The sequence below is a fragment of the Rheinheimera lutimaris genome (assembly GCF_013283795.1).
Classification (GTDB): domain Bacteria; phylum Pseudomonadota; class Gammaproteobacteria; order Enterobacterales; family Alteromonadaceae; genus Alishewanella; species Alishewanella lutimaris.
This window is the reverse complement of sequence record NZ_JABSOD010000022.1, coordinates 34,723-58,130: the sequence shown is the minus strand read 5'-3', so window position 1 is coordinate 58,130 and position 23,408 is coordinate 34,723. Positions and strand designations below refer to the sequence as shown.

Sequence of the window (23,408 nt, the reverse complement as noted above, 5' to 3'; positions counted from 1 at the left end):
AGAAAAATGCCGGTCAGCTTAACTGACCGGCATTACCCGTTAAGGGTGGCTTTACTGTTATTACGGCGTTACTCGTCGTCTTCCACCATGGTCATCAATGAAGTATTGCCACCTGATGCGGTGGTATCAATACTGATGGTTTTCTCGGTAACCAGGCGTTTGATCAGCGTATCGTAGTACTCGGCGCTGATCACCGGCAAGATAGCACCATCGCGCTGTGCCAATTGCTGGCTGAAATAGCCTAAGCGGGACGAGCGCGCCGCCACTACCGCACCGGCCAGATGCGGGTGCGCCAAAATGGCTTGCAACTGATCCGGCTTGGCTACCTGAAATACGCCGGCGGCCACGCCGGTGGCAATAAACTTGTCTTTAAACGCCATCGCTTCTTCATAGAACAACTCTGACGCTACCGTAATTACGGTATTACCGGCCGCCAGCGCGGTAATAATCGAAATGGCCCAGAAGTTAAACGAAGTACTTTTATCGGCGTAACACACCACGCAGCCGCGCGGCTCAATATGCAGAGTATTCGACTCGCCGGTCGGGCCAGGCAGGGTAGTACACTTGCGCATATGTTTTTCCAGCCGGTTTAGCTGGGCACGGGCATCTGAAAGCGTCAGCGCTAAATCGTCGGCCAGCTCGTCGATAATATCTACCGTGGCAATTTTCGCCAGCAATTGCCGCACGGCCGATACACGGTCATTCAGCGGCGTAGCGCGCCAGATTTTTTCATCCCTAAGCGAGTTAGCCATCAGCTGTTGCACTTGTGCATCAGCATCAGGGTTATGGTGCTGACTCAGCTGATCCGGGCTTAAATTGGTCATTTGCACGTTGTCCGGCGAGGCTTTCTCTTTTACCAGCCGTAGTAAGTAGTTCGGCCCGCCGGCTTTAGGCCCGGTACCGGATAAGCCGCGGCCGCCAAACGGTTGGGCACCGACAATGGCACCAATCATATTACGGTTTATATAGACATTACCGGCGCGCGACATTTTTGCCAGATAATTGCAGCGGTCTTCAATACGCGAATGTATGCCCATGGTCAGGCCGTAGCCGGTAGCGTTAATCTGGTCGATAACCTGATCCAGCTCACTGGCTTTAAAGCGGATCACATGTACGCAGGGGCCAAATACTTCGCGTTTCAGCAGCGATAAATCGCTTATTTCGTACAAGCGTGGCGCAAAGAAATAAGCGCCGTTTTCAGCGTTGTCCGGAATATCGCACTGATAATGCAAGGTGGCTTTATCTTTTAAATATTCCACATGCTGTTGCAGGTTTTTCAGTGCTTTATCATCAATAACCGGACCAATGTCGGTGCTAAGCCAGGCCGGGTCGCCAACATGCAGCTGCTCCAATGCGCCCTTTAGCATGTCGATAATGCCGTCAGCGACATCCTGCTGAATAAACAACACCCGAAGCGCTGAGCAGCGCTGGCCGGCACTTTGAAAGCCTGAGCTGATTACATCGTCTACCACTTGCTCCGGCAGGGCGGTGGAGTCGACTATCATGCAGTTTTGGCCACCGGTTTCGGCAATCAGTGGTACCTGAATATCGTTACGCTGTGCCAGAGTGCGTGAAATCAGGCTGCCGGTCTCGGTGGAGCCGGTAAACATCACTGCCTGAATGCGGCTGTCCGGCACTATGGTTTTGCCCACTTCGCTACCACGGGCAATTACCGCCTGCACCACATGCTCGGGTAAGCCGACCGCGTGCATCAGCTCAATGGCGCGCAGTGCAATCAGGCTGGTTTGCTCGGCCGGTTTGGCAATAACGGTATTGCCGGTCACGATGGCTGCTGCCACCTGGCCTAAAAATATCGCCAGCGGGAAATTCCACGGGCTGATGCACAAAATAACGCCGCGCGGCTCAAAGCGCTCATCTTTAGCCAGCTCTTCTGCTCTTGCGGCATAATAACGGCAAAAATCGACCGCTTCGCGCACTTCATCAATGCCATCTTGCGCTACCTTGCCGGCTTCTTTAATACAAATGGCGACTAACTCATCATGGTGGCGTTCGATAATATCGGCGATACGGCGCAGCAAGTTGGCGCGCTCGGTTACCGGTATTTGCGACCAGCTGGCAAAGGCGTTGTCGGCATTTTCCAGCAGTTGCTGCATCTGCTCTGTACTGTGCAGCCGCACATGGCCAATGATTTCAGTATGATTGGCCGGGCTTTTTACCGCAATGGCGCCCTCCGGGATCTGATCTGGCTGCAGCAAATGGCTGCTGAACCAGTTATCCAGGTTAGCTTTAAAGGTGGTCAGGCTATCAACATCGGTTAAATCCAGGCCTTTGGAGTTTGCCCGTTCGCTGCCGTATAACTCCAGCGGTAGCTTTATTTGCGTATTGTATTTATTGCGCAGGCTTTGCAGGGTTTCTACCGGGTCGGGCAGCAGGGCTTCAACCGGCTGGCTGGTATCGACAATAGCATTAACAAAAGACGAGTTAGCGCCGTTTTCCAGTAAGCGCCGCACTAAATACGCCAACAGGTTTTCATGCTCGCCCACCGGGGCATAGACGCGGCACTGAATTTTTTCACTGCTGACAATCTGGTCAAATAACGACTCGCCCATACCGTGTAAGCGCTGAAACTCAAAGCCGCTGTTATTGCCTTTGGCTACCTCTAAAATAGTAGCGGCGGTGTAAGCATTGTGAGTAGCAAACTGCGGGTACAATACATCACGCGCTTCTAATAGTTTAATGGCGCAGGCTTTGTATGATACGTCAGTCGAGGCTTTACGGGTAAACACCGGGTAGTGATCGAGGCCTTTTTGCTGGGTGGTTTTAATTTCGGTGTCCCAGTACGCGCCTTTTACCAGCCGCACCATCAGTTTGCGGTTTACTTTGCGGGCTAAATCAGTCAGCCATTCAATAACGAAGATAGCGCGCTTTTGATAGGCCTGTACCGCCAGGCCAAAACCGGCCCAATCACCCAGCTCGTCGTCGGATAAAATCGCTTCGATAATATCCAGCGAAATATCTAAGCGGTCGGCTTCTTCGGCATCGACGGTAAAGCCGATATCGTAACTTTTGGCCACCAGCACCAGCGCTTTAAGTTTTGGCAGCAGCTCGCTCATCACCCGCTCGCGGTGGCTGAATTCATAGCGCGGATGAATAGCCGATAACTTAACTGAAATGCCGGGGCTTTTGATTGGCCCCTTGCCGTTAGCGGCTTTACCAATAGCATGAATAGCGGTTAAGTAGCTTTGGTAGTAACGCTCGGCATCGGCCATGGTACGGGCACCTTCGCCCAGCATATCGTAGGAATAGACATAGCCTTTTTTCTCGGTATCAAAGGCACGCTCTATCGCATCGTCAATGTTGGTGCCCATAACAAACTGTTTGCCCATAATTTTCATGGCAAAGTTAACCGACTTACGGATCACCGGCTCGCCTAAGCGGCCCAGGGTTTTTTTCAGTACGCCAAATTGCTGCGCCTTGGTTTTATCGTTGTAGTTCACCATTTTACCGGTAACCAACAAACCCCAGGACGAGGCATTAACAAACAGCGAGTCGCTGCTGCCCAAATGCGAGCTCCAGTCACCTTTGGCTAACTTGTCGCGGATCAGCGCTTCCTGGGTACTTTTATCCGGCACCCTAAGCAGGGCTTCGGCCAGGCACATCAGCACCACGCCTTCTTCGCTGGATAACGAAAACTCATTTAACAGTGCATCAATACCACCTTGGCCATCCTGATCTTTACGAATGGTATGCACAATTTGCCGTGCCCGCTCCCAGGCGCGGCTGCGCGCTTTAACGCCCACTTCAGCCAGTGGCAGTAAATGGTTAATGGCGGCATTTTCGTCGATACGGTAGTAGTTACGGATCTTTTGTCGCAGCGGGCAGCGGGTGGTTAAATCAGCATCAAATAACATAAGTCAGCCTATAACGGGGGCGCTGCGTTTTCATAACGCCGGCGCCGGGTTAGCAATAATCTCTACTTCGCATACTAAAGAAAATGCCACAAAATAGGCTGGTTTATTTTGTTGGTAAAACCATAGTTTTAATGGCTTATGTTGATTTTTTTAGCATAAAATTCTGCTGATAAGCTAAAACTTCAGTTTCTATTGCTGGTTTTGCCACTTATGGCCGAATTGCTTATGCTTACTCCTTTAGCCGCAGCACCAGAGTATCGGCCAGTTTATCCTGGATCGCTTGTCGGTTCGGGTCCCAGTAAATTTGCAAAAAGCCCAGTAAGCCGGTGGCAAAACCTGCGCTGTAACCGCCCTGACGGCCAAAAGCGCCCCACAGCGACAGTGGTTTGTTATCCAGTTGTACGACGCGGATGCCACAAAGCTTTTTGCCGATAGTCTGGCCATTGTTCCAGGCAATAAATAGGGTGAAATAACCGATGGCCCAACCAAAGCCAATGCCTAAATCGGCCAGAATGCCGCGGATCCATTTTAAAACACTGTGATCAGATTGCTGCAGGCGCTGCCACCACGACGCTTTGACGGGTTGGCTTTGCGCTACTTTTACTGCAGTGTCCGGCGCGGTTTGCAGTTGATTAAGCAGCTCTTTATACAGTACGGTTTTGTCTGCGTCGGTAATGTCACTGGCGTCCAGCAAGCCTTCGAGCACATCTTTTTGTTGAGCTTTTTTCAGTTGCGCAGCCTGTAACTGCGGCACCACAAGCATCAGCTGGTTCCTGGCACAGGCGGTATCGCAGCTTTCCTGCGCCAGCTTTAACGCACTGCTGACAAAGATAGCACTGCCGGTAAATTGCTGTACCTGGTCTTTCGACGCCAGTGACGGCAACCAATTATTAGTAATAAACAATACCAGCGCCGCAGTTAGCAATAATGCCATCTGACCGGTTTTTGCTGCCTGCCGGCGTGACCAGGCAAGATAGCCCAGCATCGGCAACACGAATATCAAGCTGCCGGAGGTCAGCGCGGCAATAAAAAAGCCGTCGATCAGCATGGCTACACCACGTCGCGCAGGTTTAGCCAGCGGCTGGCCAATCAACTCCGGTGCTACAGCAAATACATGTGGCGTTACCACGGCGCGTACCTGTTGCTCAGATAACTGATGGCCGCTGCTGTCGACGAAAGTATCAGGCGAAACTTCCTTAATACCGGCGTTGTTATCAGTGTGTTCAGTGTTCATTGTACTGTTGGCTCTAACTGGCTGAATTAAAATTACTTTAACCACGGCAGCAAGCTAAAGCAATGCACAACCGTTAAACCGTATTTGTCAGTGTGACAAACTCAGCGGCATTGCTGCAACCAAATCCACTGCTCAGCGCTAATGCCGATGCTGTTGGCAAATGCCATATAGTCATCGCACAACGCTTTGGCCGGGGTTTTACTGCGAGCCAGCAGCCAGGCGTAATCTGTTGATGGGCCAACCACCAGTGCCACGCTGTAATCATCGTTTAATTTGGCAATATTATAGCCGCCGTAAAACGGGCCGAAAAACGACACTTTAAGTGCGCCGGTGTTAGTGTCGCCGACGAAATACGCTTTACCTTCAGCCTGTTGCCAATCGCCTTCTGCAGCATTAAAACCACGGTTAATCACTTTTACACCACCGTCGTCGCGCATGGCGTAGTTAGCAGTTACTTCGGTTAAACCGCGCTCAAAGCGATGATCTAACCTGGCAATTTCATGCCACTCCCCAAGGTAGCGATTAAGTTCAAACGGCGTTACCGGTGTTACGCCATCAGGCACACCGGTGCAGCTTTGCAAGCTCAGGCAACAGGCAAGCAGCAGGTTAAAACTAAGCAGGGTTCTCATGGTCATCCTTGAATTGAAGGGCGAAAGTAATAATAGTGCGTTCAGCAAAGGGTATTGTATCTTATGTGCGTCTTAAGCAAATATCGGGCATTATGAAAAAGCAGAATACCGAAAAAAAGCGCAAAACTGCAGGCTTTTACTGGCTACTTACACTGTTTACCGGTGCGGCATGGCTTGGCTGCGCACTAATTTTTGCTGATCTTTGCCTCAGCTTTGGCGGAGGCAACAACAGTGGTTGTATGAGCAGTTTTAATTACCCGGATATCATTACCGGCATTGCTATTGCAGGTGTGGTGCTGTTAATTCCCGCTTTTTGTGTGATAGCAATGATCTCATTATTGGTAACGTTTTTCAGGCGAAATTGAAGCGTATCTCGCCGGGAAAACACTTGCTTGCAGTTGTTATTGTGCCGGGTTGTGTTGCGTCAGTTCAGCCAGCCGCGCTTTTAATTGCTCGTTACGCTGTTTCTCTTTTTCCAGCATTTTTTTCAGCTGCAGTATTTTTGCTGCGGCTTCGTCGTCTTGTAATGCTTTAAGCTGGTATTCGCCGTTTTGCGGGTTGATGATTTTTTTCGCTCTGGCGTTACAGGTTGGGCATTGATGGATATCAGACATTCTAAACTCCTCAGTGGTTTTTGTTGGCTTGGTTGATATAATCAACTTTATTATTGGGTTTTTGGTTGATAATATCAACTTGTTTGGGGCGGTGTTATGGATAGAAAGCAGGATTTACTCGACCAGCTGCAACAGCTCACTGCTGAATTGCGTGGTCAGTTTTTTCAGCAATTGGGTCCGGGGTTGCCAGGGCTATCAGCAATGCATGGCCGGCTGTTGTTGATGTTGGCGGCAAAACCGGGTAGCACAGCACAGCAGCTAACAGAATTACTAAGGCGGGATAAAGCGCAAATTACCCGTTTGTTAAATGATTTACAGCAAGCGGCTTTGTTACAGCGTCAAAGCGACCCTGCAGATGGCCGGCGCCAGTTGCTGGTATTGTCAGAGCAAGGCCAGCAATTAGCTGCGCAACTAAAAGCAAAAAAGCGCCAAATAGCCGGAAAAATGCTGGTTGGAATAACAGCCGGGCAACAAGCGCAATTGTCAGAGACGCTGGCACTGATGTACCAGAATTTAGTAAGTAGCTGAGTGAAGTATTTTTATGCTGTTACCGGCACAGCTTCCAGTATGGCGACAATAGCGCGATTGTTGTTTAGCTTAGCTAAATCCAGCAAGTAGCCTTTTTCTAACGGCTGCATGCTGTGCTGTGCCAATAACTCTTTCAGCCGCAGCTCTTCGTTGTTAGCAATCGCTGTTTTCAGTGCTTCATAGCGCATAAAACTGCGTGAGTTCTGCTCTGTTTGCTCAGATGTCATGCGGTACCCCTGTATGGTTAAACGTCGCCCGCTTTAACGCGGTTAAAACGGGCAAGGCGAAAATGCCGTGGCAATTAACTGCCTTCAAACGAGGTAATATCTAATGTCACGTCGCAGCTTAGCAGTTTAGATATCGGGCAGTTCAGTTTGGCCTCTACTGCGGCTTTTTCAAAATCGGCACCGTTCATGCCGGGCACTTTGGCATCTAACTTTATTTCAGACTTGGTTACCGCAAAGCCGTCACCATCTTTTACCAGGGTAATGTCGACCTTAGAAGCCAGGCTGCCTTTGGTATATCCCAGTTTGGCCAGGCCAAACGACAGTGCCATGGTAAAACACGAAGCATGCGCCGCGGCGATTTGTTCTTCCGGGTTCGTGCCGGGCTGGTTGTCGAAGCGGGTATTAAAACCGTAAGGTTGGTCTTTAAGTGCTCCCGATTGGGTAGACACATGGCCTTTGCCGTCTTTGCCCAAGCCTTCATATTTTGCTGTTGCCCAATTGATAATCGCCATAGGGTTCTCCTTAATTAATAAGCTGTGTCGTCGACAACAAAAATGTTATCTGTACGGTTAAGCTGGCTATGTCTCTACCTGTAAAGCAGCAAGAGCTGTTCCAATCCGGCAACAGCACGCCGGCAGGGCAGCTTAACCTGGTTAACCTTAGTCCGGACCGGTAAGGTATTCACGTTAGGGAGTAAGAATTGTAAAAATTGCAGGGTTTGGAAGGCGTTTAAAGAGCACTAAATAACGCCTGTCGTTTTTACCATGAAAGACGGGCGACGACCCGCGCTTCATCCGCTAGCAGCGAAAACGACCAGCCATTGCGCTCACATAACCGTTGCACTATCCCCAGACCCAAACCATAGCCATGCGACGATGCCGCGGTTGGTGAGTGCTGCTCATCCGCAGCACTGCTCAGCTGATTGGTGACTAACAGCTCATGCTCTGCGATACGAATGGTTACCGGCCCCTGCCCGGCGAGCGTATGTTCGAAGGCATTTCGTACCAGATTATTCACCGCGATAGCAAAAGCCTGCGGATGGCCGCAAACGCGGGGATTGGCAAGATGGTCTATCTCAACATCGACCATCTTGCGGCTTAGCAAGTGGCGCTGCAGCTCTATGGCATTGCTTACCAGCGGCAGTACGAAAAACTGCTCGTCATACAATCCGTCGTCGGTTTCGCGGGCAAGGCAAAGGAACATTTCAATGGTGGTTTGCATATCAAGGGTGGCGCGGCGCACCCGATCCAGCGTCTTGATATCGGCCGCTGACAGCTCGCTCTGTTCCAGCAGCTCAAGTGCGCCGGTAATAACGGTGATAGGGGTGCGCAGCTCATGACTGGCTGAACTGGTAAAGTAGCGCTCCCTGGCGACAAAGGCGCTGATCCGCTCAAGTGTCTTTTCAATGGTCGCAGCAAGTACACCCACCTCATCATCACCGAACCGGCCGGATTCTATGCGTTTATAATCATCCATCGACAGCTGCTCAGTGTCGATGTCTGCGACCGCTTTGGCCAGTTGCGTCACAGGAGCAACAGCTCTGCGCATTACCAACACGCCCAGGCCGAAACCCAGCACACCGAGCGTACCGACAACACCGCTGATAACCAACAGCAACCACCAGTCCTCTGATGACGCCGCTTCAATGCCGGCAACGTCGAACACCACAAAGGCTTGTTGCGGTTCATTAGCGGTTTTGATTACCGCGACATGCAACTCTTCGGCTTCGAACTCATATATTCCCTCGCCAGGGTTGGTCTGTGCCCAGGCCCGCAGTGATTCCGGTAAGCCGGCAACCGTATCATAGCCGCGCAGGTTCGCCGGCATCACAGGGTAGCTTTGGGCGGCAACCTGCAGCTGCTGCGTCAGCACCCGGTCTTCGCTGAGCCTTATCGCAGCGAAGAAAGCCAATCCCCAAGCTATGCTAAGTACCGCAACACAGAGTGCAAAGGCAATAGCGACACGCTGACGTAAACTGTGCCGGTACATTACTTTGCATCCTCCATATCTGCAGCATCCTCTGCAAGGCGGTAGCCGATGCGATGCACGGTATGGATCAGCGGGTTGTTAAACGGCTTGTCTATGACCTGGCGCAGTTTGTAAAGGTGCGAGCGCAGGGCATCACCATCGGGGGGCTCGTCAGCCCACAACAACGTTTCAAGCTCATCGCGGGCGACAACAGAAGGCGCTTGTTCCATCAGGCGTTGCAGTAGTCTCATGCCGGCAGCGCTGAGATCGATGCGTTGCCCTGCGCGATGTACCTGCTGCGTGGCCCGGTTCAGCGTCAAATCAGCCACAGCTAACAGGTTGTCGGTTCTGCCGTGGCTACGTTTGTACAGCGCCTGCAACCTGGCATGCAGCTCTTGTAAGGCGAATGGCTTGACCAGATAGTCATCGGCGCCTGCGGCAAAGCCTTTTAGTTTATCGTCAAGTGTGTCTCTTGCCGTTAGCATCAGCACCGGGGTTGTTATTTCGGCATCAGTGCGCAGTTTTTGGCAGAAACTCAGGCCATCCATGCCCGGCAGCATCAGATCCAGCACAATAACGTCGAACGGGTTGGTCAACGCCAGCTGCATTGCGCTGATGCCGTCATAGGCAAAATCCATGACATAGCTATGCTTTGCAAGATAGGCCGCAATGTTGTCGCAGATGTCGCGGTTGTCTTCAACAATCAGCACTCTAACCGGCACTTCACCAAGTTTGCGTAACATCTGCGACTCCTTCCTACCCGTTTTTACCTGGCCCGATTTACCATACAAGGTCTACCATGCCAGGTTTACCACGTCAGGTCTACCATGCATAGTCCAGCCGCAAACCAATCAGCGGCTCGGCTTCGCTACTGTCTTTTACCAGCACGCCGCGGCGATAGTCAAACTCGCTGTCGTCGCCCGACGACGCGGCCGTTACGTTGATTACATCCAAAAAGGCGGTGACATCTATCGGGCCGAATGCGCGCCGGTAGTCAACGCGAACGTTCAACAAGCCTGAGCTGTCTTTGCGACCGACATTGCGCTCTGTGATCTCTTTTGCGTAGCGTAGCGGTTGCCCTGGTCCCAATACGTCTGCGTGAATAATAAAGTTGTCGTCCGGCCGGCCGGAAAGATATTTATAGCGCCCGGCGACCTTCCAGCGGTTGCTGATTTCCCACGTCAGGCCCAGCGTTGCCACATGCTTGCGGTTAAATTCAGCGGCTACGTCACCGCGACCGTCTTTGCGATCAACCACGGCATCGTTGTAAGAATAGGTTGCGCTGGCGTACAGGCCTTCGAACAGCATACCGTTAACCACAATATCAACACCATAAGAGCTGCCGTCAGCGATATTGGCATAGGTGCCGTTGGCGCGGTCCAGATCTGTCACCAGGTCGTCGAGCTTTTGATAATAAGCCTCGGTCAACACCGACCAATTGTTGGCGGGGAAATATTTTACACCGACGCTGGTATGAGTAATTTTTTCCGTCTTCAGCTTATTAGACTCGTTAGCAGCAAGTTCTAAATAGCGAGGTGACTGACGAAACAGCCCTGCGCTGGCAAAATAGCGCACTTTTTTACCGGGCTGCCAGTTGACGCTGAACCTGGGCGAGGCGAAGCTTTCGTCGGCAAAACCATCGCGCTCCAGCCGTAAGCCGGTGCCAAAATCCCAATTGCCGCGCTGAAATACCTGCTCTGCGTAGCCGGCATAGCTGGTTTCTTTGCGGCGTATTGCCGAGTTTAAGCTGTCGGGCGTAAGCACAATATAACGTTGCTCTGGATCGGGTCTGAAATCATCGTCGTCGTAAACAAAGCGGATCCAATCACGGTCTAACACCGTGCTATAGTCCAGTTCAATTTGCGTTAGCCGCACACCAGCACTGAACAGACCCCATTTATTCACGGTCTCAAAATCGCTGCGCCAGCCAACCTCTGTTTCAGCTTCAGCGATGGTAATAATGTCTTCCCGCAGCGGAAAATCAGCCGCCGGTGAGCCTTCAGGTACCAGATCAGGAAAGGCTTCACCCTCTGAACTCAGCTTGTCGCTTGAGCGGTAGTAAGCTCTGTTGGTCCAGACCGCTTTATCACCCACTAATGAGCGTAATGTCAAACCGTATAAGTCGCTATCCTGTTCAGCATATTGCAGCGCAACATCTTCGAAATCGGGCGACTCAAACACGTGTGTCACGTCTCGGCTATAGTCCTCGTGGGTATCTATCAGCAGCACTTCTAAAGTGTGGTTTTGGTTGATGGGTATCACCGATTTTACGATGATGTCCCTTAACACCGGCTCGCCAATGTCCAGCTCCTCAATGGTTTCAAACAACTTGCCGAAATCCAGCCGCCGCGCCGAAATCAGCATCGTTGCATCTGGTGTGATACCGGCAGGGCCGTCGTAACCCACTTCATAACCGGCAAGGTCGTAACGGAAACTGGCTGACGGGCCCGGGTTGCCATCGGCGACATCCAGTTTCAGCAGCGATGCCGCACGGCCACCATAAGCTGCACTCCAGCCACCCGGCGAGAAGTCGGCACCACCTATAACATTCGGTGCAAAAATTGAGAAACGGCCACCACCACCAACATCTTCCTCTTCACCCAGGGTGGCATCAAAGTGCACCGCTTTATCAAACGGAAAGTCATCAACCAGCAGCAAATTATCTCTCGGGCCACGGCCGCGTACACTAAAGCTGGCGAATTCGCTGGCGGATGCCAGGCCGGGTAAACCGTCCAGCGACAGCAGTGGATCTGCGCCACCGCCTACAGCGCTGCGCAAGGTTTCCCGGTCGAGATAGGTGCCTGAGCCTGAGCCAAAGGCAGTAGTTTGCTGTCCGCGCACCAGCACTTTCTCAATTTCCACTTCGCTGAGTTTGAATTCAAGCTTGATATTTTTGCGCGTAATCACCCGTACGCTGGGTTCATACACGGCAGCAAAGCCGCTTTTAGCCAGGTTTACCGCGTAGAGGCCGGGGTTAAGCTGTGCCACGACGATACGACCTTGCTCATCGGTGGTTAGCGTTTGGGTGGTATTGCTTTGCCGTTCCGTCAGCGTGATCTGCACAGTGCCAAGTGGCCGGTCTGTCTGCTGATTTTTAACGATAACCGTCAGCGCCCCGGGGGCCTCTGCGGCGCCGGCAAAAATGGGCCAGCCCAAAACCGGCATGCCAAGCAGCAGCGTCCACAATCTCAACCACGATACCTTGCTTAATTGCCTGCTCATATTATTATTCCTCCAACTATCAGCCGTATTTATCCGATGCAACGTTGTGAGGTTAGCAAAGCCATTGTGACTAAAAAGTCGCTGAAATGTGGAAGTGGTTGAATTTGTTCCGCGCTAAGCATAAAACCGGGGCTGATCTGTTAGTTTGGCTTTGTAGTGGTACTAATTAAAAGGAGCAAAAGTGACAACACGGGTAGTAGTGCTAAGCGATATTTTTGGCTTATGTGCCGGCCTTGAGCGTCTGCTGGCTGATTTAAGCCAGGCTGGTGCCGCTGTTCAGCTTATCGACCCATACCAGGGCAAACGCCAGCAGTTTGCCGATGAAGCGCAGGCGTATGCGGCATATAGTGCACAATGCGGCCATGATACTTATGCTGCTACAGTACAACAGGCACTGCAAAACGCCGCCCGGCCGTTTGATGTAGCAATTGGTTTTAGCGCCGGCGCCACTGCTTTATGGCGCGCGCTGGCGCAAGCTGATGCCGGTTTGGTAAAACAAGCCGTGCTGTTTTATCCTGGCCAAATTCATCAGCATCTGGCGCTAACACCAGCTGTGCAAATGCAGGTTATTTTTGGCCACAGCGAGCCACATTTTGCCGTAGCTGATATCTGTAATCAGTTACAACAAAAGCCGGGCGTAACGGCTGTTAGTACAGACTACGCGCACGGCTTTATGAACCCGGCATCACAAGCCTTTGCTGAAGTGGGTTATCAGCATCAGTTAGATAAGCTTATATGTTTAACTGCCCCGGGTTAGCTGCACTTTCAAAACTGATTAACATTAACTACTATGCGGCCGCGCACCTGGCCGTCGAGTAAACGCTGTGCGGTATCACACACCTGTGCTAAACCTATCTCGGTGGCCACGTTTTCCAGTGTGTTGGCATCCAGCACTTTGGCCAATCTATCCCAGGCTTCGATACGGTCTTTAAGCGGGCGCATGACACTGTCGATACCGGCTAAGGTAACACCGCGCAAGATAAACGGCGCTACCGTGCCCGGCAAGTCCATGCCTTGTGCCAAGCCACAAGCGGCAACTATGCCGCCGTATTTGGTGCCGGCGCAGGCATTAACCAGGGTATGGCTGCCCACTGAGTCAATTACAGCGGCCCAACGCTCTTTCGCCAGCGGCCGGCCGGGCTCGGAAAGGGTATGGCGGTCAATAACCTCGCAGGCGCCAAGCGCTTTTAAATACTCAGCTTCTTCAACCCGGCCGGTGGCGGCGACAACGCTGTAACCCAGCTTGGCTAAAATAGCGATAGCGTAGCTGCCCACGCCACCATTGGCACCGGTAACCAATATCTCGCCACTCTCCGGCACTACACCATGCTTTTGCAGCGCCATCACACACAGCATAGCGGTGTAGCCTGCGGTGCCAATTGCCATCGCTTGTTTGGCCGACAACCCTTTGGGCAGTGCAATTAACCAGTCACTTTTTAGCTGTGCCTTTTGCGCCAGACCGCCGCAATGCGCTTCGCCAACACCAAAGCCGTTTAGCAGTACTTCGTCACCGGGGTTAAACTTGCCTGAGGCACAGCTTATTACCGTGCCGGCTAAATCAATGCCGGGGATCAGCGGGAATTTGCGCACCACCGGTGATTTACCGCTAATAGCCAGCGCATCTTTATAATTTAGTGTGCTGTAAGCCACTTTAATCAGCGTATCGCCGTCCATCAGTGCGGCATCGTCTAAATCTTTTAGCGCGGCACGATAACCGCCCTCGTCTTTTTCAATTAATACACCTTTAAACATATCGCCTCCTAAATAGACCGGTTGTCTATTTATTAATAAAAAAATTAGCCGACTAAGCTCTGCATAAACCGTTCTGCATACCTATCCAGCGGCTGTGTGCTTTGCTCCAGCCGTGACCGGCTGACCGCGCCCTCCCAGCCAATCCAGAAAAACTCCGCTAACGCATCGCAATCAGCCGCTGGCGCTAACTCACCGGCCAGTTGTGCTTCGCGCAGGCAAGCAGCAATGCGCTGCTGCCAGCTTTTAAAGATGGCTATCAGCACCGGGCGAAAGCTTTCGGGTAATACATCTACTTCCTGGCCTAAATTACCCACCAGGCAGCCGCGCTTAAACTGATGCCGGGCAATGCCATGCCTGGCATCATCGACAAAATTACGGATCCGCTGCAGCGGCGAAAAGCTGTTATCCAGCAAGCAGCTATCCAGCTTGTTGGCAAAGTAGTTGGCGTAGCTATCAAGCACGGCAAGGCCAAAGGCTTCTTTACTGTTAAAGTAAAAATAAAACGAGCCTTTAGGCACCCCGACGTTTTTCAGAATCTTATCTAAGCCCGAGGCGGTAAAGCCGATTTCGGTTAAATGCTCAAGGCCGCTCCGAATCAGCTCAGCGCGGATATCCCGCTGTTGTGCAGCTGATTTTGGCGGCCGGCCTCTGCGTGGTGTGGTAATAAATGTAGTCATGCAAAAATAATAGACCGATCGTCTATAAAGGCAAATTAGACAAAGGTCGAAGCTGTTTTGGGGTTGATATACAAAGCAGGGTGTATCAGGCAAAAGGCAAGGCCCCTATACCCGGGTGCATTTTTCCAACCAACAGCTGACATTTGTCAGCCAACTTTGATGACAACAAGCGCTGCCTTTGTTGCTGCCGTTAATAAACAATAGGCGTCAGGTTTAATTACTCAGGCAAAGCTTTATGTTTTCGACATTATCTGCTACACCCAAAGCATTAAAATTAAGCAAATTCAAAACGATAGCGCTGTTGCTACTCGCACTGTTGTTGCTATGCAGCCAGTTACCGCAGTTAATTACCCTGTTTGTGCCCTTGTCTAACCAGGGCAAGGTGCAAAGCCAATTGTATTTACCCGCAACAGCAAGTGCAGACAAGCCCGCGCCGCTGTTGGTGTTTTTCGGTGGCTCAGAAGGTGGCATGAGCATGACCAGTGCGCGCAGTGCGCCAGAGCGGCAAGCCTATCTGGACGCGGGTTTTGCACTATTGGTGGTCGGTTATTTTGGCTTGCCGGGTATTCCATCTGGTTTGGATCGGATAGAGCTTGGCGGGGTGCTTGACGCTATTGAACATACCCGCAGCAATCCTGCCATCGACGCAGAAAAACTGTCCGTGCTGGGTGTGTCAAAGGGGGCGGAGTTAGCCTTATTGCTGGCCAGTCGTTCGGCGCAAATCAGCACTGTAATTGCGGTGGTCGGCAGTGACGTGGTGTTTGGTAGCCCACAGTGGTATAGCACCAGTTCGTCCTGGAGCTGGCAGGGCCAACCCATTGCTTTTGTGCCTTTTAGCCTGCGCTCGGCACTGCCGTTGCTACGAGGCAATATTCGCCGGGGCTATGAAATTGCTATGCAAAATCAACAGGCTTACCAGCAAGCGCTAATCCCGGTGCAGCAAATGCAGGCCGACGTGTTACTTATCTCAGGCACAGCTGATGAGCTGTGGCCATCCAGCGAAATGTCTGACAGGATTATGCAGCGGCTGCAGCAACATCAATATCCGTATCGATATCAGCATTTAAAAATAGCCGGTGGCGGCCACGGCGGGCTTGCCCAGCAATATCAGAGTGAGATTATCGCGTTTTTAACAGCATCGCAGCGGTAATTCACAAGGATAAGCATAAAGGGTCGGAGACAATTAGAGGTAGGTTTAGCTAATCCATTATGTCTCAGTGATTTGCGTAAGAGATAATAATTATCAGCTCCGCCCCCTTTTTCTCTATACGCATAGATTAGCAAACTGAGTTGCGGGTTGCGCAACTTGCGTCTAGAATGGTGACATCGCTGTGTAATGATCAACAAGGAGGTGTTTATTGCAGGTAGTTATTAAGCCGGGAAAAGAGGCCAGCACAACTGCGGCAATTAGCAGCCTGCCATCACTTGCCAGGGAGGAGGTAACTGACGTGATAGATATTCTGGTCAATGCAATTTCACTGCAGGAGGCCAAGGAAATCTTGTTAGGCGACATGGTTATCGAGGGCAACAGTTTTAGTGTGTCGATAAAGGAAAATTTTCAGTTTGTGGTAGCGGGTTTGCTGGGTGAAAGCGAGGGGGAAGACATGCTGATGATAGAGGTTATTCGCTATGGCTAAGCTATGTCTGCATAAGGTTCGCCGTTTAAATTCAACGCGCGGTTCAACGTTAAGGTAATAGATGAAATGACAAACAATACTGAATTGCTAAGCAGTGAAAACCTGCGCGAGATGGGCCTGATTGGCCCGCCAAAAGCGGCCGGTGCGCATTTTAAACGCTATCTGCAGCGTAAAAACCTGACAGCAGCCGACGCAGCCCGTGATCTTAACGTTGCCAAATCGACCATCACCCGTTTTATCAACGGCGAAAGTGAGTTAAGCATTGAGCTGGCAACCAAGATAAAGCGGGTTTATAACACTCCGGTAGAGGTTTTTTTTAAAATTGACGCCCAATACAAAGCCTATGTTGTGGCGCAGAATATTGCCAAATCAGTGGCGTAAGCTACTGTAGTCAAACGATATGGGCAGAGGTGTAGGTTAGGAAAAAGGGAAAAAGGGGTCGGAGCTAATAATCACCATTTATTACTTAAATCACTGAAAAGTAACGGATTAGCCAGAATTAACTTTAATTGTCTCCGACCCCTTTTTCCGGAATTAACTTTAATTGTCTCCGACCCCTTTTTCCGAAAGTTATAGTTTTTTAACAATGGCTGTTAAGACTTCTTTTTACCGGTGTTGTCGACCACAATTTTAACCCGCTCATGCGGCATATATTCTTCCGGCTCGTCAGGAAAGGCTTCAGCATCGGTTTGGGTTAGATTTTCCGGTTTGCCAGACGATATACCTAACTGATCCAGTTCTGGCGCATTCTCCATGTTTTTGAAGTCTTCGCGAATTTTCTCGCGCAGCCATAGATCAAATTCCGGCGTGCCTGGCTTTGGTCTGTCTTTATGTTTTTTCATACTAAATCCATAGTGCAATAATCACTTTTGCCACCAACATAAGTAAATCCCAGTGACTCATAATGTGAACGCACTTTACTGTTAATCGGGTTCATAATTCTGATTTGGCTTGCACCAATCATACGAGCATAGGCTCGGGCCGCTGTGACCGTTAAGTTTACGGTATTTCCGCTTAGAGGGGTTCTTTCCGGCGAAGATTCAATCATATCTAGTCGCAATTTACCTGCACCCCAGGTTGGTCGGCCCAAAGATACACTGCACAGCATGCTATGAAACCAGATTGTCAGTTCAAACCGCTTGGGGTAAATCGAGGCGTAACGGCTTGCCCATGCCGGCCACGACCACATTACCCGGCGATCAGGATGCGCTTCCCAGCGGGATAACTGCGCCATAGCGCGGCCGTTAATATCATCAAAAGTAACCGAGTCGCGATACCGTACTGGTAATTCCTCAGTAATCAGCATCCGGCTTTGCTCTCTTAACTGGGCATATGTGCGATCAGTACGTTGGTGGCTTGCTTGTTTCATTTCTCATCCTTGTAAACAAAGGTTAAAAAATAGTAACTATTCTGACTGTGGTGAGCAAGCAGAAAAATAGCTTTCTAGCCGGGTTTTGCGGTTGCTTAATAAGGTGAGATTACATGGAACAGAAAATTTTTTACTTATTGAAGCAGGCTTTAGCTAACGCCAGCAGAAGCGTTTAGCACAAAAAATAACCCAAACACGGCAATATCAGCATTAAATCATCAGTTCGTTGGTTTTATTTGGTATCAAAATAGCAGTATGGCATGTGTTGCCGTTGGCCATGGCGAAGTGCATCACAGCAATTCAAAGACTTAGCCGTTTTAAATGCTTGACGGTGTTTAAGTTTAAGGTAAAAGCGGTAGATGATTTGAGGTGCCTACTTTGATAAGACAAAAGAAAAAGCGGCAAAAGGCAACTTGTCGATGAAGTTTTGGAGATAAGCGCATGACAGACCGCAGCGCTGTTGACACGATACGCGGATATTTCTACCAGTTTGATTACTCGATACTTAAAGTACTCCAATTGCTCGATTGCGATGACTCAATTGCTGTCGAGTGCATCGAAGACGTTGACATTCATACTGCTACAGAAGTTACAGCTGTGCAGTGCAAGTACTACGCGGGCACTGAGTACAATCACTCGGTTATCAAACCGGCTGTTATGTTCATGTTGTCTCATTTCAAGAAAATCAAAGATGATGGAAAGTTGCCCGTTAAGTACTTGCTCCGCGGTCACTACAACTCAGGCCAGCACAAGTTGATATTGCCCATAGACGTTACTTTTCTAAAGCAACACTTTCTAACATACAGCGAAAAGAGGTTGGAGCGCCGCCATCACGAAGAGCTTGGTCTTAGTGATACTGCCCTCGCTGAATTTCTGTCGGTTCTGGACATTGATATCAATGCAGCGAGCCTTGAGGATCAATTCACCGAGGTAATTCGGCAGTTGCAGATTGCGTACGGCTGCACACCATTCGAGGCCGAGTATTTTTACTACAACAATGCTCTTGCTTTGATGCGAGAGTTAACGATCCAAACGCTGCCAACTAATCGCACTACAACCAAGGGGGCGTTTTTAAAGGTAGCAGACACCTCTGGTGTGCTGTTTAACGAATGGTTCGTACGAAAGAAGGGTGAGAAATCACACTTTTCAGCATTGAAGAAGGCTTACTTTTCTGGCTTGAACTTATCACCGTTCGAGCGCTTTTTTCTCATCGAAGTGAGCCCCGAGACTTTTGTCCGGAGTGATCTCAAAGAAGTGCTGCATCTGTTATCGAAGAAGTGGTCAAAGACGAGCAAACGCGATGGAAACTCGTCGTTTTGCCCTTATGTATACGTGCATGGGTTACCCGATGACGAATTAGTTACACTCAAAAAAGAGTTGGCGACTGAGGAGTTTTGCTTCATCGACGGGTACGACTTTCAAGGCGCAGACTTCAGCGTGAAGTCGATTGCGAAACGCGCCTCACATGACAATGGAATAAAGTTGAAAGTGCTGAATTCAATCGCCAATCTTGAGGTAACTGTGGGCAGCGTTACGAAGACTCGAGAGGTCTACCAGTTTCATTTGGGAAAAAGCTACTTTGAACCCGCGAACGAAGCGGTTAAGCACATTCAGATCCAAGTTAAAAAATTTACAGATATTAAAGCAATTATCTAACCAAATCGGAGGCGGAAATGACAGTAGAAGCTACAGCAGATAATCTCAATGCCCAAGTGGTTGCAGTTTTCCCAGACAAAGTCCGCATTGTAGTCGACAAGTTGGAAGATTTTAAAATTGCAGAGGAATCCCTTCGCGTTGGTTCTTATGTCCGAATCGCCGACAATGAGAACGCTGTTCTTATCGCTATCATCGAAAATTTCCAAATTGTAGCTCGTGACGATGGAACGCGAAATCACGTCATAGAGGCATTCCCTTTAGGTGTTTTGAGAGACGGCAAGTTCGAACGCGGTGGCGACTCACTTGCGATACCTCCGAAGAGTGTAGAACCAGCGACGATTGAAGATATTAGGCGTATCTATTCAGGGTCGGTAACGGAAGCGCAAAGCTTCTGTTTCTCTAGTCTTGCGTCAAATCCCGAGGTCCGAGTGCCGGTCAATGGCAATAAGTTCTTCAATAAACACATAGCTATCGTTGGATCAACCGGATCTGGTAAATCGCACACACTCGCAACTATTGTTCAAAAAGCGGTCTCAGAAAAGGCAAAGGATTTTACGCTAAACAACTCTCATGTAATTATTTTCGACATTCACTCGGAATACCGTTCCGCATTTCCAAAAGCTAACTTCATTGACGTTTCGAACTTAGTTTTACCTTACTGGATGCTAAATGCTGAGGAGTTGCAGGAATTCTTCATTGACACCGAAGCAAATGATCACAACCAGCGGAATGTTTTTAAAGAAGCAGTGCTGCAAGACCGACGTGCTAAGTTCACAGGCTCGTCCGGTGATACCCAACGTATTCACCTTGACTCTCCCCTTCCGTTCGACATTCAAGAGGTCTTGAAATTTGCTATTGCAAAGAACACAGAACGTTTGGAGACAGGTGAAGTATACGCTGCAACTAACAAAGAAAAGGCGGGCCAACCGAAGTTCGAGAACGGGAGCTTGCACTCAAAGCTCACAAACTTTATCAATCGTTTAGAAAGCAAAATCAACGATAGTCGGCTTGAGTTCTTTCTAGGTGAGCGGTCGAAGACCATCACATTTGAGCAGACGCTTGAATCTCTCCTCGGCTACACGGCAGATAAAAAATCAAACGTTACAATCATAGACCTCAGCGGCGTACCTTTTGAAGTTCTCAGCATAACTGTCTCGCTTATTTCTCGTCTGGTTTTCGAATACGGGTATATCTATAAGCGTTTGCGATGTGCTAAGGATTCGAGTGAAAGGATCAACAATGACGTACCTATCCTCCTAGTCTACGAAGAGGCACATAAATACGTACCAAATAGCGATCTATCTAAATACCGATCGTCGAAAATTTCCATTGAGCGTATTGCAAAAGAAGGCCGTAAATATGGTGTAACCTTACTCCTCGCAAGCCAACGCCCGTCCGAAATTTCAGAGACGATCTTCTCGCAGTGCAACAATTTCATAGCGATGCGGCTGACAAATCCAGTTGACCAAGGGTACGTCAAGAAATTGCTACCTGATTCCCTTGGAACACTTATCGATAAGATGACCTCACTACGTCAGGGCGAAGCGCTGCTTGTAGGCGAATCAGTCGTTCTGCCTTCGATTGTTCAAATCGATCAGTGTGACCCTGCACCTTCGTCAAATGATATTCCATACTGGGAACTTTGGAAGGAAGAATGGAAGGACATGGACATCGCTGCAATCAAGGCAGAATGGTATAAATAGAGCTGTGGAGCGCAGCTGACACTACGTTGTTCAGCCCAGAATCGCGTGGCGGAGTCACTGATTTTAGAATGAAGTTACTTAAAGAAAATGATTTTAATGATTCTAACAACATAAATTCAACATGGCTAATACAGGTAAAGTGCATGCGAGTGTATAACGCATATAGAAAAGATTCTAAAAATAAAAGTAGTGTTTTTAAGCATGTTGGAATCTCGGCTGCAGCGGCTGCTAATCGTGTTGAGGGCATGTTTGCTAACCAGAATAATTGTGCTTTTAATTTAGACTATTCAGTAAGTTTCCTTGATGTTCTCGGCAGAGTAATAAATGAAAAATCTTTGGAGCATTATTTGGCAGATTTCTGTGAGCATGTGAAAAAATTTGCTATCTCTGAGTACGTTATTACTTCTTCTAAACCACTTCGATTAATTGATTTATGGGACGATGATCCAATTGGTAGCGCAGGACCAGGAGTTGTAGCTCAAGGTCAGTTAACATCTATCGAGCAAAAGGAAGTGGAAGATATATTTTATCCATTTTCTAGTGTCATTCATCCTCCCCATATTTTCAAAACATTACCACTAAGGGAAATTAAACGCATAAAGCAAAAATATTCAGGTAACTATTTTTTTAAAGACGAACTAAATAAAAGAAAGGAACGGTCACGCGCCATAGGAGAGGATTTTGGTATTGCTCAGTATCAAGAGGTAGTCTGGTTGGATTTCACTTTTAAACTAAGAAAATGGGCGCTTGGTAAAGGCTATGACTCATTCGTTTACTCAAATAACAAAGAAAGCAATGGAGAAGATAATTACATTACGTTGCTACCTGAGCAGATCCGAAGCACTCAGGTATGTTTGGAGTTCCAAGAAGATAAGTATATGTCTGAAATGCCTTTGATTTTAAAAAGTTTAATTGATAATTGTCGAGGACAATTCTCAGGAAAGTATTATCACTTATTATGGGGACAGACTTGTCCAATGTCTTTTTGGAAATAGAAAGTCCTTTTGGAGTGTTTTGCGGCCAGTACTATGTGTTAGATCGGCTTAACCGGAGATTTTAAAAATTGCATAGCGACACCATTAAACAGCATTTAATTGAACTGGAACAGTTATTGGTGCAACCTGCCACCCGGTTGTCAGTTGAGCTGCTAAACCACTATCTGGCGGATGATTTTTACGAAATCGCCGCTACCGGCCGCTGTTTTGGTAAAGCGGATGTGCTGGAGCGTTTACCAGCCGAAACGCCGCCTGTTATTAGCCAGCAAGATTTTGCCTGCAGGGTTTTAGCCGATGGGCTGGCGCAGCTGACTTACCGCGCCACGATACAGCGCGCAGACGACAACTCTCCAACTTACTCGGTGCGCAGCTCACTCTACCGTTTTGACGGTGAAAAATGGCAGATGGTTTTTCATCAAGGCACAGTTTGTAATCCATTTTAACCGCAGGAAATACCGCACTATGCGCGATGCATTAAGACAAAAGATTATTGCTGTTTGTGATAAGAAAATCCTCGCCAAAGGCGAGACAGTCGGCGTGTCGTTTTACGCCTTTTTCGCCAATAAAAACGACGACCCGGCGTTATTAATGGAAGCGGCAACCTGGTGGATCCAAACCCACCGGCTGGATCATTTTGAAAAAGCACTGAAGATAAAGCAGCTGGTTCAAGCCGGGCTGTAATAGTGCTTTCTTGTTATATGGCATCTATTGCACTATTATTTGTACGTTATTTTGTACTGTAAAGGTGGGGTATGAGCCGTATTCATTTCGATAAAGACATTCAGCCGTTGTCTGAATTCCGCGCCGGTGTTGCAAGCTATATAAAGCAAATCAACGAAACCCGCCGCCCGCTGGTGATTACCCAGCGCGGCAAAGGCGTAGCTGTGGTGCTTGATGTGGCTGAATACGAAGCTATGCAGGAAAAAATTGAATTGCTGGAAGAGTTACGCATGGCCGAAGCGCAGCTAAACTCAGGCGCGGGTGTTAGCAATAGTGATGCAAGGGCGCAGGTGTTGGCGCGTATAAAAGGGTGAAAGTTATTTGGTCGCCACTGGCGATTGAAAAGCTGGGCGACGCAGCCGCCTTTATTGCGCTGGATAATCCGGTTGCGGCGGAAAACTGGGTGAATGACGTTTTCGATAAAGCTGAATTGCTTGCCACTCTGCCTGAAATGGGAAGGCAGGTTCCCGAGTTAGCCAGCAGTCAGTATCGGGAAATATTCTTCGGCTATTACCGCGTGATCTATCGCTTAGGGCAAGATGTGTATATTCTGACTGTCCGAAACTGCCGCCAATTGCTCGCTAACGACGATATTGCAGAGTAAC

26 protein-coding genes are annotated in these 23,408 nt (G+C 49.3%); 13 read left to right on the top strand and 13 right to left on the bottom strand.

Features of this window, described 5'->3' with window-relative positions:
- Window positions 1–68: 68 nt before the first annotated feature.
- From putA to HRH59_RS16510, 3 genes are all read right to left on the bottom strand, one after another.
- Window positions 69–3,872, bottom strand: coding sequence for a bifunctional proline dehydrogenase/L-glutamate gamma-semialdehyde dehydrogenase PutA (putA, locus tag HRH59_RS16520; RefSeq protein ID WP_173502384.1), 3,804 nt, complete (start codon window positions 3,870–3,872; stop codon window positions 69–71).
- Between the two features lie 229 nt (window positions 3,873–4,101).
- The gene (locus HRH59_RS16515; protein ID WP_173502383.1) at window positions 4,102–5,106 is read right to left on the bottom strand and encodes an RDD family protein; all 1,005 of its coding nucleotides are present in this window, start codon (window positions 5,104–5,106) and stop codon (window positions 4,102–4,104) included.
- A gap of 101 nt (window positions 5,107–5,207) precedes the next feature.
- Window positions 5,208–5,735, bottom strand: coding sequence for a lipocalin family protein (locus HRH59_RS16510; RefSeq protein ID WP_173502382.1), 528 nt, complete (start codon window positions 5,733–5,735; stop codon window positions 5,208–5,210).
- Between the two features lie 92 nt (window positions 5,736–5,827).
- On the opposite strand from HRH59_RS16510, the gene HRH59_RS16505 reads away from it, so the two are divergent.
- The gene (locus HRH59_RS16505) at window positions 5,828–6,100 is read left to right on the top strand and encodes a hypothetical protein (protein WP_173502381.1); all 273 of its coding nucleotides are present in this window, start codon (window positions 5,828–5,830) and stop codon (window positions 6,098–6,100) included.
- Between the two features lie 36 nt (window positions 6,101–6,136).
- Here HRH59_RS16505 and HRH59_RS16500 read toward each other — a convergent pair whose 3' ends face one another.
- A complete protein-coding gene (locus HRH59_RS16500; RefSeq protein ID WP_173502380.1) occupies window positions 6,137–6,349 on the bottom strand; it encodes a hypothetical protein in 213 nt (70 codons plus the stop codon).
- A gap of 96 nt (window positions 6,350–6,445) precedes the next feature.
- On the opposite strand from HRH59_RS16500, the gene HRH59_RS16495 reads away from it, so the two are divergent.
- Complete coding sequence (locus HRH59_RS16495; protein ID WP_173502379.1) at window positions 6,446–6,877, top strand: MarR family winged helix-turn-helix transcriptional regulator; 432 nt, start codon at window positions 6,446–6,448, stop codon at window positions 6,875–6,877.
- Between the two features lie 11 nt (window positions 6,878–6,888).
- On the opposite strand, the gene HRH59_RS16490 is transcribed toward HRH59_RS16495, so the two are convergent.
- The 5 genes from HRH59_RS16490 to HRH59_RS16470 all read right to left on the bottom strand — a co-directional run bounded on the left by HRH59_RS16490 (window position 6,889) and on the right by HRH59_RS16470 (window position 12,294).
- Window positions 6,889–7,104, bottom strand: coding sequence for a hypothetical protein (locus tag HRH59_RS16490; RefSeq protein ID WP_173502378.1), 216 nt, complete (start codon window positions 7,102–7,104; stop codon window positions 6,889–6,891).
- 74 nt (window positions 7,105–7,178) lie between these two features.
- Window positions 7,179–7,616, bottom strand: coding sequence for an OsmC family protein (locus tag HRH59_RS16485; protein WP_173502377.1), 438 nt, complete (start codon window positions 7,614–7,616; stop codon window positions 7,179–7,181).
- 247 nt (window positions 7,617–7,863) lie between these two features.
- A complete protein-coding gene (locus tag HRH59_RS16480; RefSeq protein WP_173502376.1) occupies window positions 7,864–9,093 on the bottom strand; it encodes a sensor histidine kinase in 1,230 nt (409 codons plus the stop codon).
- Window positions 9,093–9,815 (bottom strand): response regulator transcription factor, encoded by a 723-nt coding sequence (locus HRH59_RS16475; RefSeq protein ID WP_173502375.1) that lies wholly within the window; start codon window positions 9,813–9,815, stop codon window positions 9,093–9,095. The genes HRH59_RS16480 and HRH59_RS16475 overlap by 1 nt, the downstream gene beginning before the upstream one ends.
- A 79-nt stretch (window positions 9,816–9,894) precedes the next feature.
- Complete coding sequence (locus HRH59_RS16470) at window positions 9,895–12,294, bottom strand: TonB-dependent receptor (RefSeq protein WP_173502374.1); 2,400 nt, start codon at window positions 12,292–12,294, stop codon at window positions 9,895–9,897.
- Window positions 12,295–12,475: 181 nt separating this feature from the next.
- Here HRH59_RS16470 and HRH59_RS16465 point away from each other — a divergent pair, with 181 nt between their 5' ends.
- Window positions 12,476–13,051, top strand: a complete 576-nt coding sequence (locus HRH59_RS16465) for a dienelactone hydrolase family protein (protein WP_173502373.1) — start codon at window positions 12,476–12,478, stop codon at window positions 13,049–13,051.
- 8 nt (window positions 13,052–13,059) lie between these two features.
- Here HRH59_RS16465 and acuI read toward each other — a convergent pair whose 3' ends face one another.
- Both acuI and acuR read right to left on the bottom strand, forming a co-directional pair.
- Window positions 13,060–14,046: an acrylyl-CoA reductase (NADPH) gene (acuI, locus tag HRH59_RS16460; RefSeq protein WP_173502372.1), complete on the bottom strand. Its 987-nt coding sequence runs from the start codon at window positions 14,044–14,046 to the stop codon at window positions 13,060–13,062.
- Between the two features lie 44 nt (window positions 14,047–14,090).
- Complete coding sequence (acuR, locus tag HRH59_RS16455; protein WP_173502371.1) at window positions 14,091–14,723, bottom strand: acrylate utilization transcriptional regulator AcuR; 633 nt, start codon at window positions 14,721–14,723, stop codon at window positions 14,091–14,093.
- Window positions 14,724–14,958: 235 nt separating this feature from the next.
- On the opposite strand from acuR, the gene HRH59_RS16450 reads away from it, so the two are divergent.
- The 3 genes from HRH59_RS16450 to HRH59_RS16440 all read left to right on the top strand — a co-directional run bounded on the left by HRH59_RS16450 (window position 14,959) and on the right by HRH59_RS16440 (window position 16,741).
- Entirely contained in the window at window positions 14,959–15,873 is a 915-nt protein-coding gene (locus tag HRH59_RS16450) for an acyl-CoA thioester hydrolase/BAAT C-terminal domain-containing protein (RefSeq protein ID WP_173502370.1), read from the top strand.
- A 208-nt stretch (window positions 15,874–16,081) separates the two neighbouring features.
- The gene (locus tag HRH59_RS16445; RefSeq protein WP_173502369.1) at window positions 16,082–16,360 is read left to right on the top strand and encodes a hypothetical protein; all 279 of its coding nucleotides are present in this window, start codon (window positions 16,082–16,084) and stop codon (window positions 16,358–16,360) included.
- A gap of 66 nt (window positions 16,361–16,426) precedes the next feature.
- Window positions 16,427–16,741 (top strand): helix-turn-helix transcriptional regulator, encoded by a 315-nt coding sequence (locus HRH59_RS16440; RefSeq protein ID WP_173502368.1) that lies wholly within the window; start codon window positions 16,427–16,429, stop codon window positions 16,739–16,741.
- A gap of 212 nt (window positions 16,742–16,953) precedes the next feature.
- Here the strand turns inward: HRH59_RS16440 and HRH59_RS16435 are convergent, their stop codons facing one another.
- Both HRH59_RS16435 and HRH59_RS16430 read right to left on the bottom strand, forming a co-directional pair.
- Window positions 16,954–17,202 carry a hypothetical protein gene (locus HRH59_RS16435; protein WP_173502367.1) on the bottom strand — a complete coding sequence of 83 codons (249 nt, stop codon included), beginning with the start codon at window positions 17,200–17,202 and terminating at the stop codon, window positions 16,954–16,956.
- A complete protein-coding gene (locus tag HRH59_RS16430; protein WP_173502366.1) occupies window positions 17,199–17,729 on the bottom strand; it encodes a hypothetical protein in 531 nt (176 codons plus the stop codon). Before HRH59_RS16430 ends, HRH59_RS16435 begins: the two co-directional genes overlap by 4 nt.
- Window positions 17,730–18,170: 441 nt before the next feature.
- Between HRH59_RS16430 and HRH59_RS16425 the strand changes: the two genes are divergently transcribed.
- From HRH59_RS16425 to HRH59_RS16395, 7 genes are all read left to right on the top strand, one after another.
- On the top strand, window positions 18,171–19,385 hold the full coding sequence (locus HRH59_RS16425; protein ID WP_173502365.1) for a DUF4297 family anti-phage-associated protein: 1,215 nt from the start codon (window positions 18,171–18,173) through the stop codon (window positions 19,383–19,385).
- Between the two features lie 17 nt (window positions 19,386–19,402).
- The gene (locus tag HRH59_RS16420) at window positions 19,403–21,088 is read left to right on the top strand and encodes an ATP-binding protein (RefSeq protein WP_173502364.1); all 1,686 of its coding nucleotides are present in this window, start codon (window positions 19,403–19,405) and stop codon (window positions 21,086–21,088) included.
- Window positions 21,089–21,156: 68 nt separating this feature from the next.
- A complete protein-coding gene (locus HRH59_RS16415; RefSeq protein WP_218573548.1) occupies window positions 21,157–22,083 on the top strand; it encodes a hypothetical protein in 927 nt (308 codons plus the stop codon).
- Between the two features lie 68 nt (window positions 22,084–22,151).
- Entirely contained in the window at window positions 22,152–22,526 is a 375-nt protein-coding gene (locus tag HRH59_RS16410) for a nuclear transport factor 2 family protein (RefSeq protein WP_173502363.1), read from the top strand.
- A gap of 19 nt (window positions 22,527–22,545) precedes the next feature.
- Entirely contained in the window at window positions 22,546–22,764 is a 219-nt protein-coding gene (locus HRH59_RS16405; protein ID WP_173502362.1) for a DUF6500 family protein, read from the top strand.
- 71 nt (window positions 22,765–22,835) lie between these two features.
- Complete coding sequence (locus HRH59_RS16400) at window positions 22,836–23,117, top strand: type II toxin-antitoxin system Phd/YefM family antitoxin (RefSeq protein ID WP_173502361.1); 282 nt, start codon at window positions 22,836–22,838, stop codon at window positions 23,115–23,117.
- Window positions 23,114–23,407, top strand: a complete 294-nt coding sequence (locus HRH59_RS16395) for a type II toxin-antitoxin system RelE/ParE family toxin (RefSeq protein ID WP_173502360.1) — start codon at window positions 23,114–23,116, stop codon at window positions 23,405–23,407. Before HRH59_RS16400 ends, HRH59_RS16395 begins: the two co-directional genes overlap by 4 nt.
- Window position 23,408 lies beyond the last annotated feature (1 nt).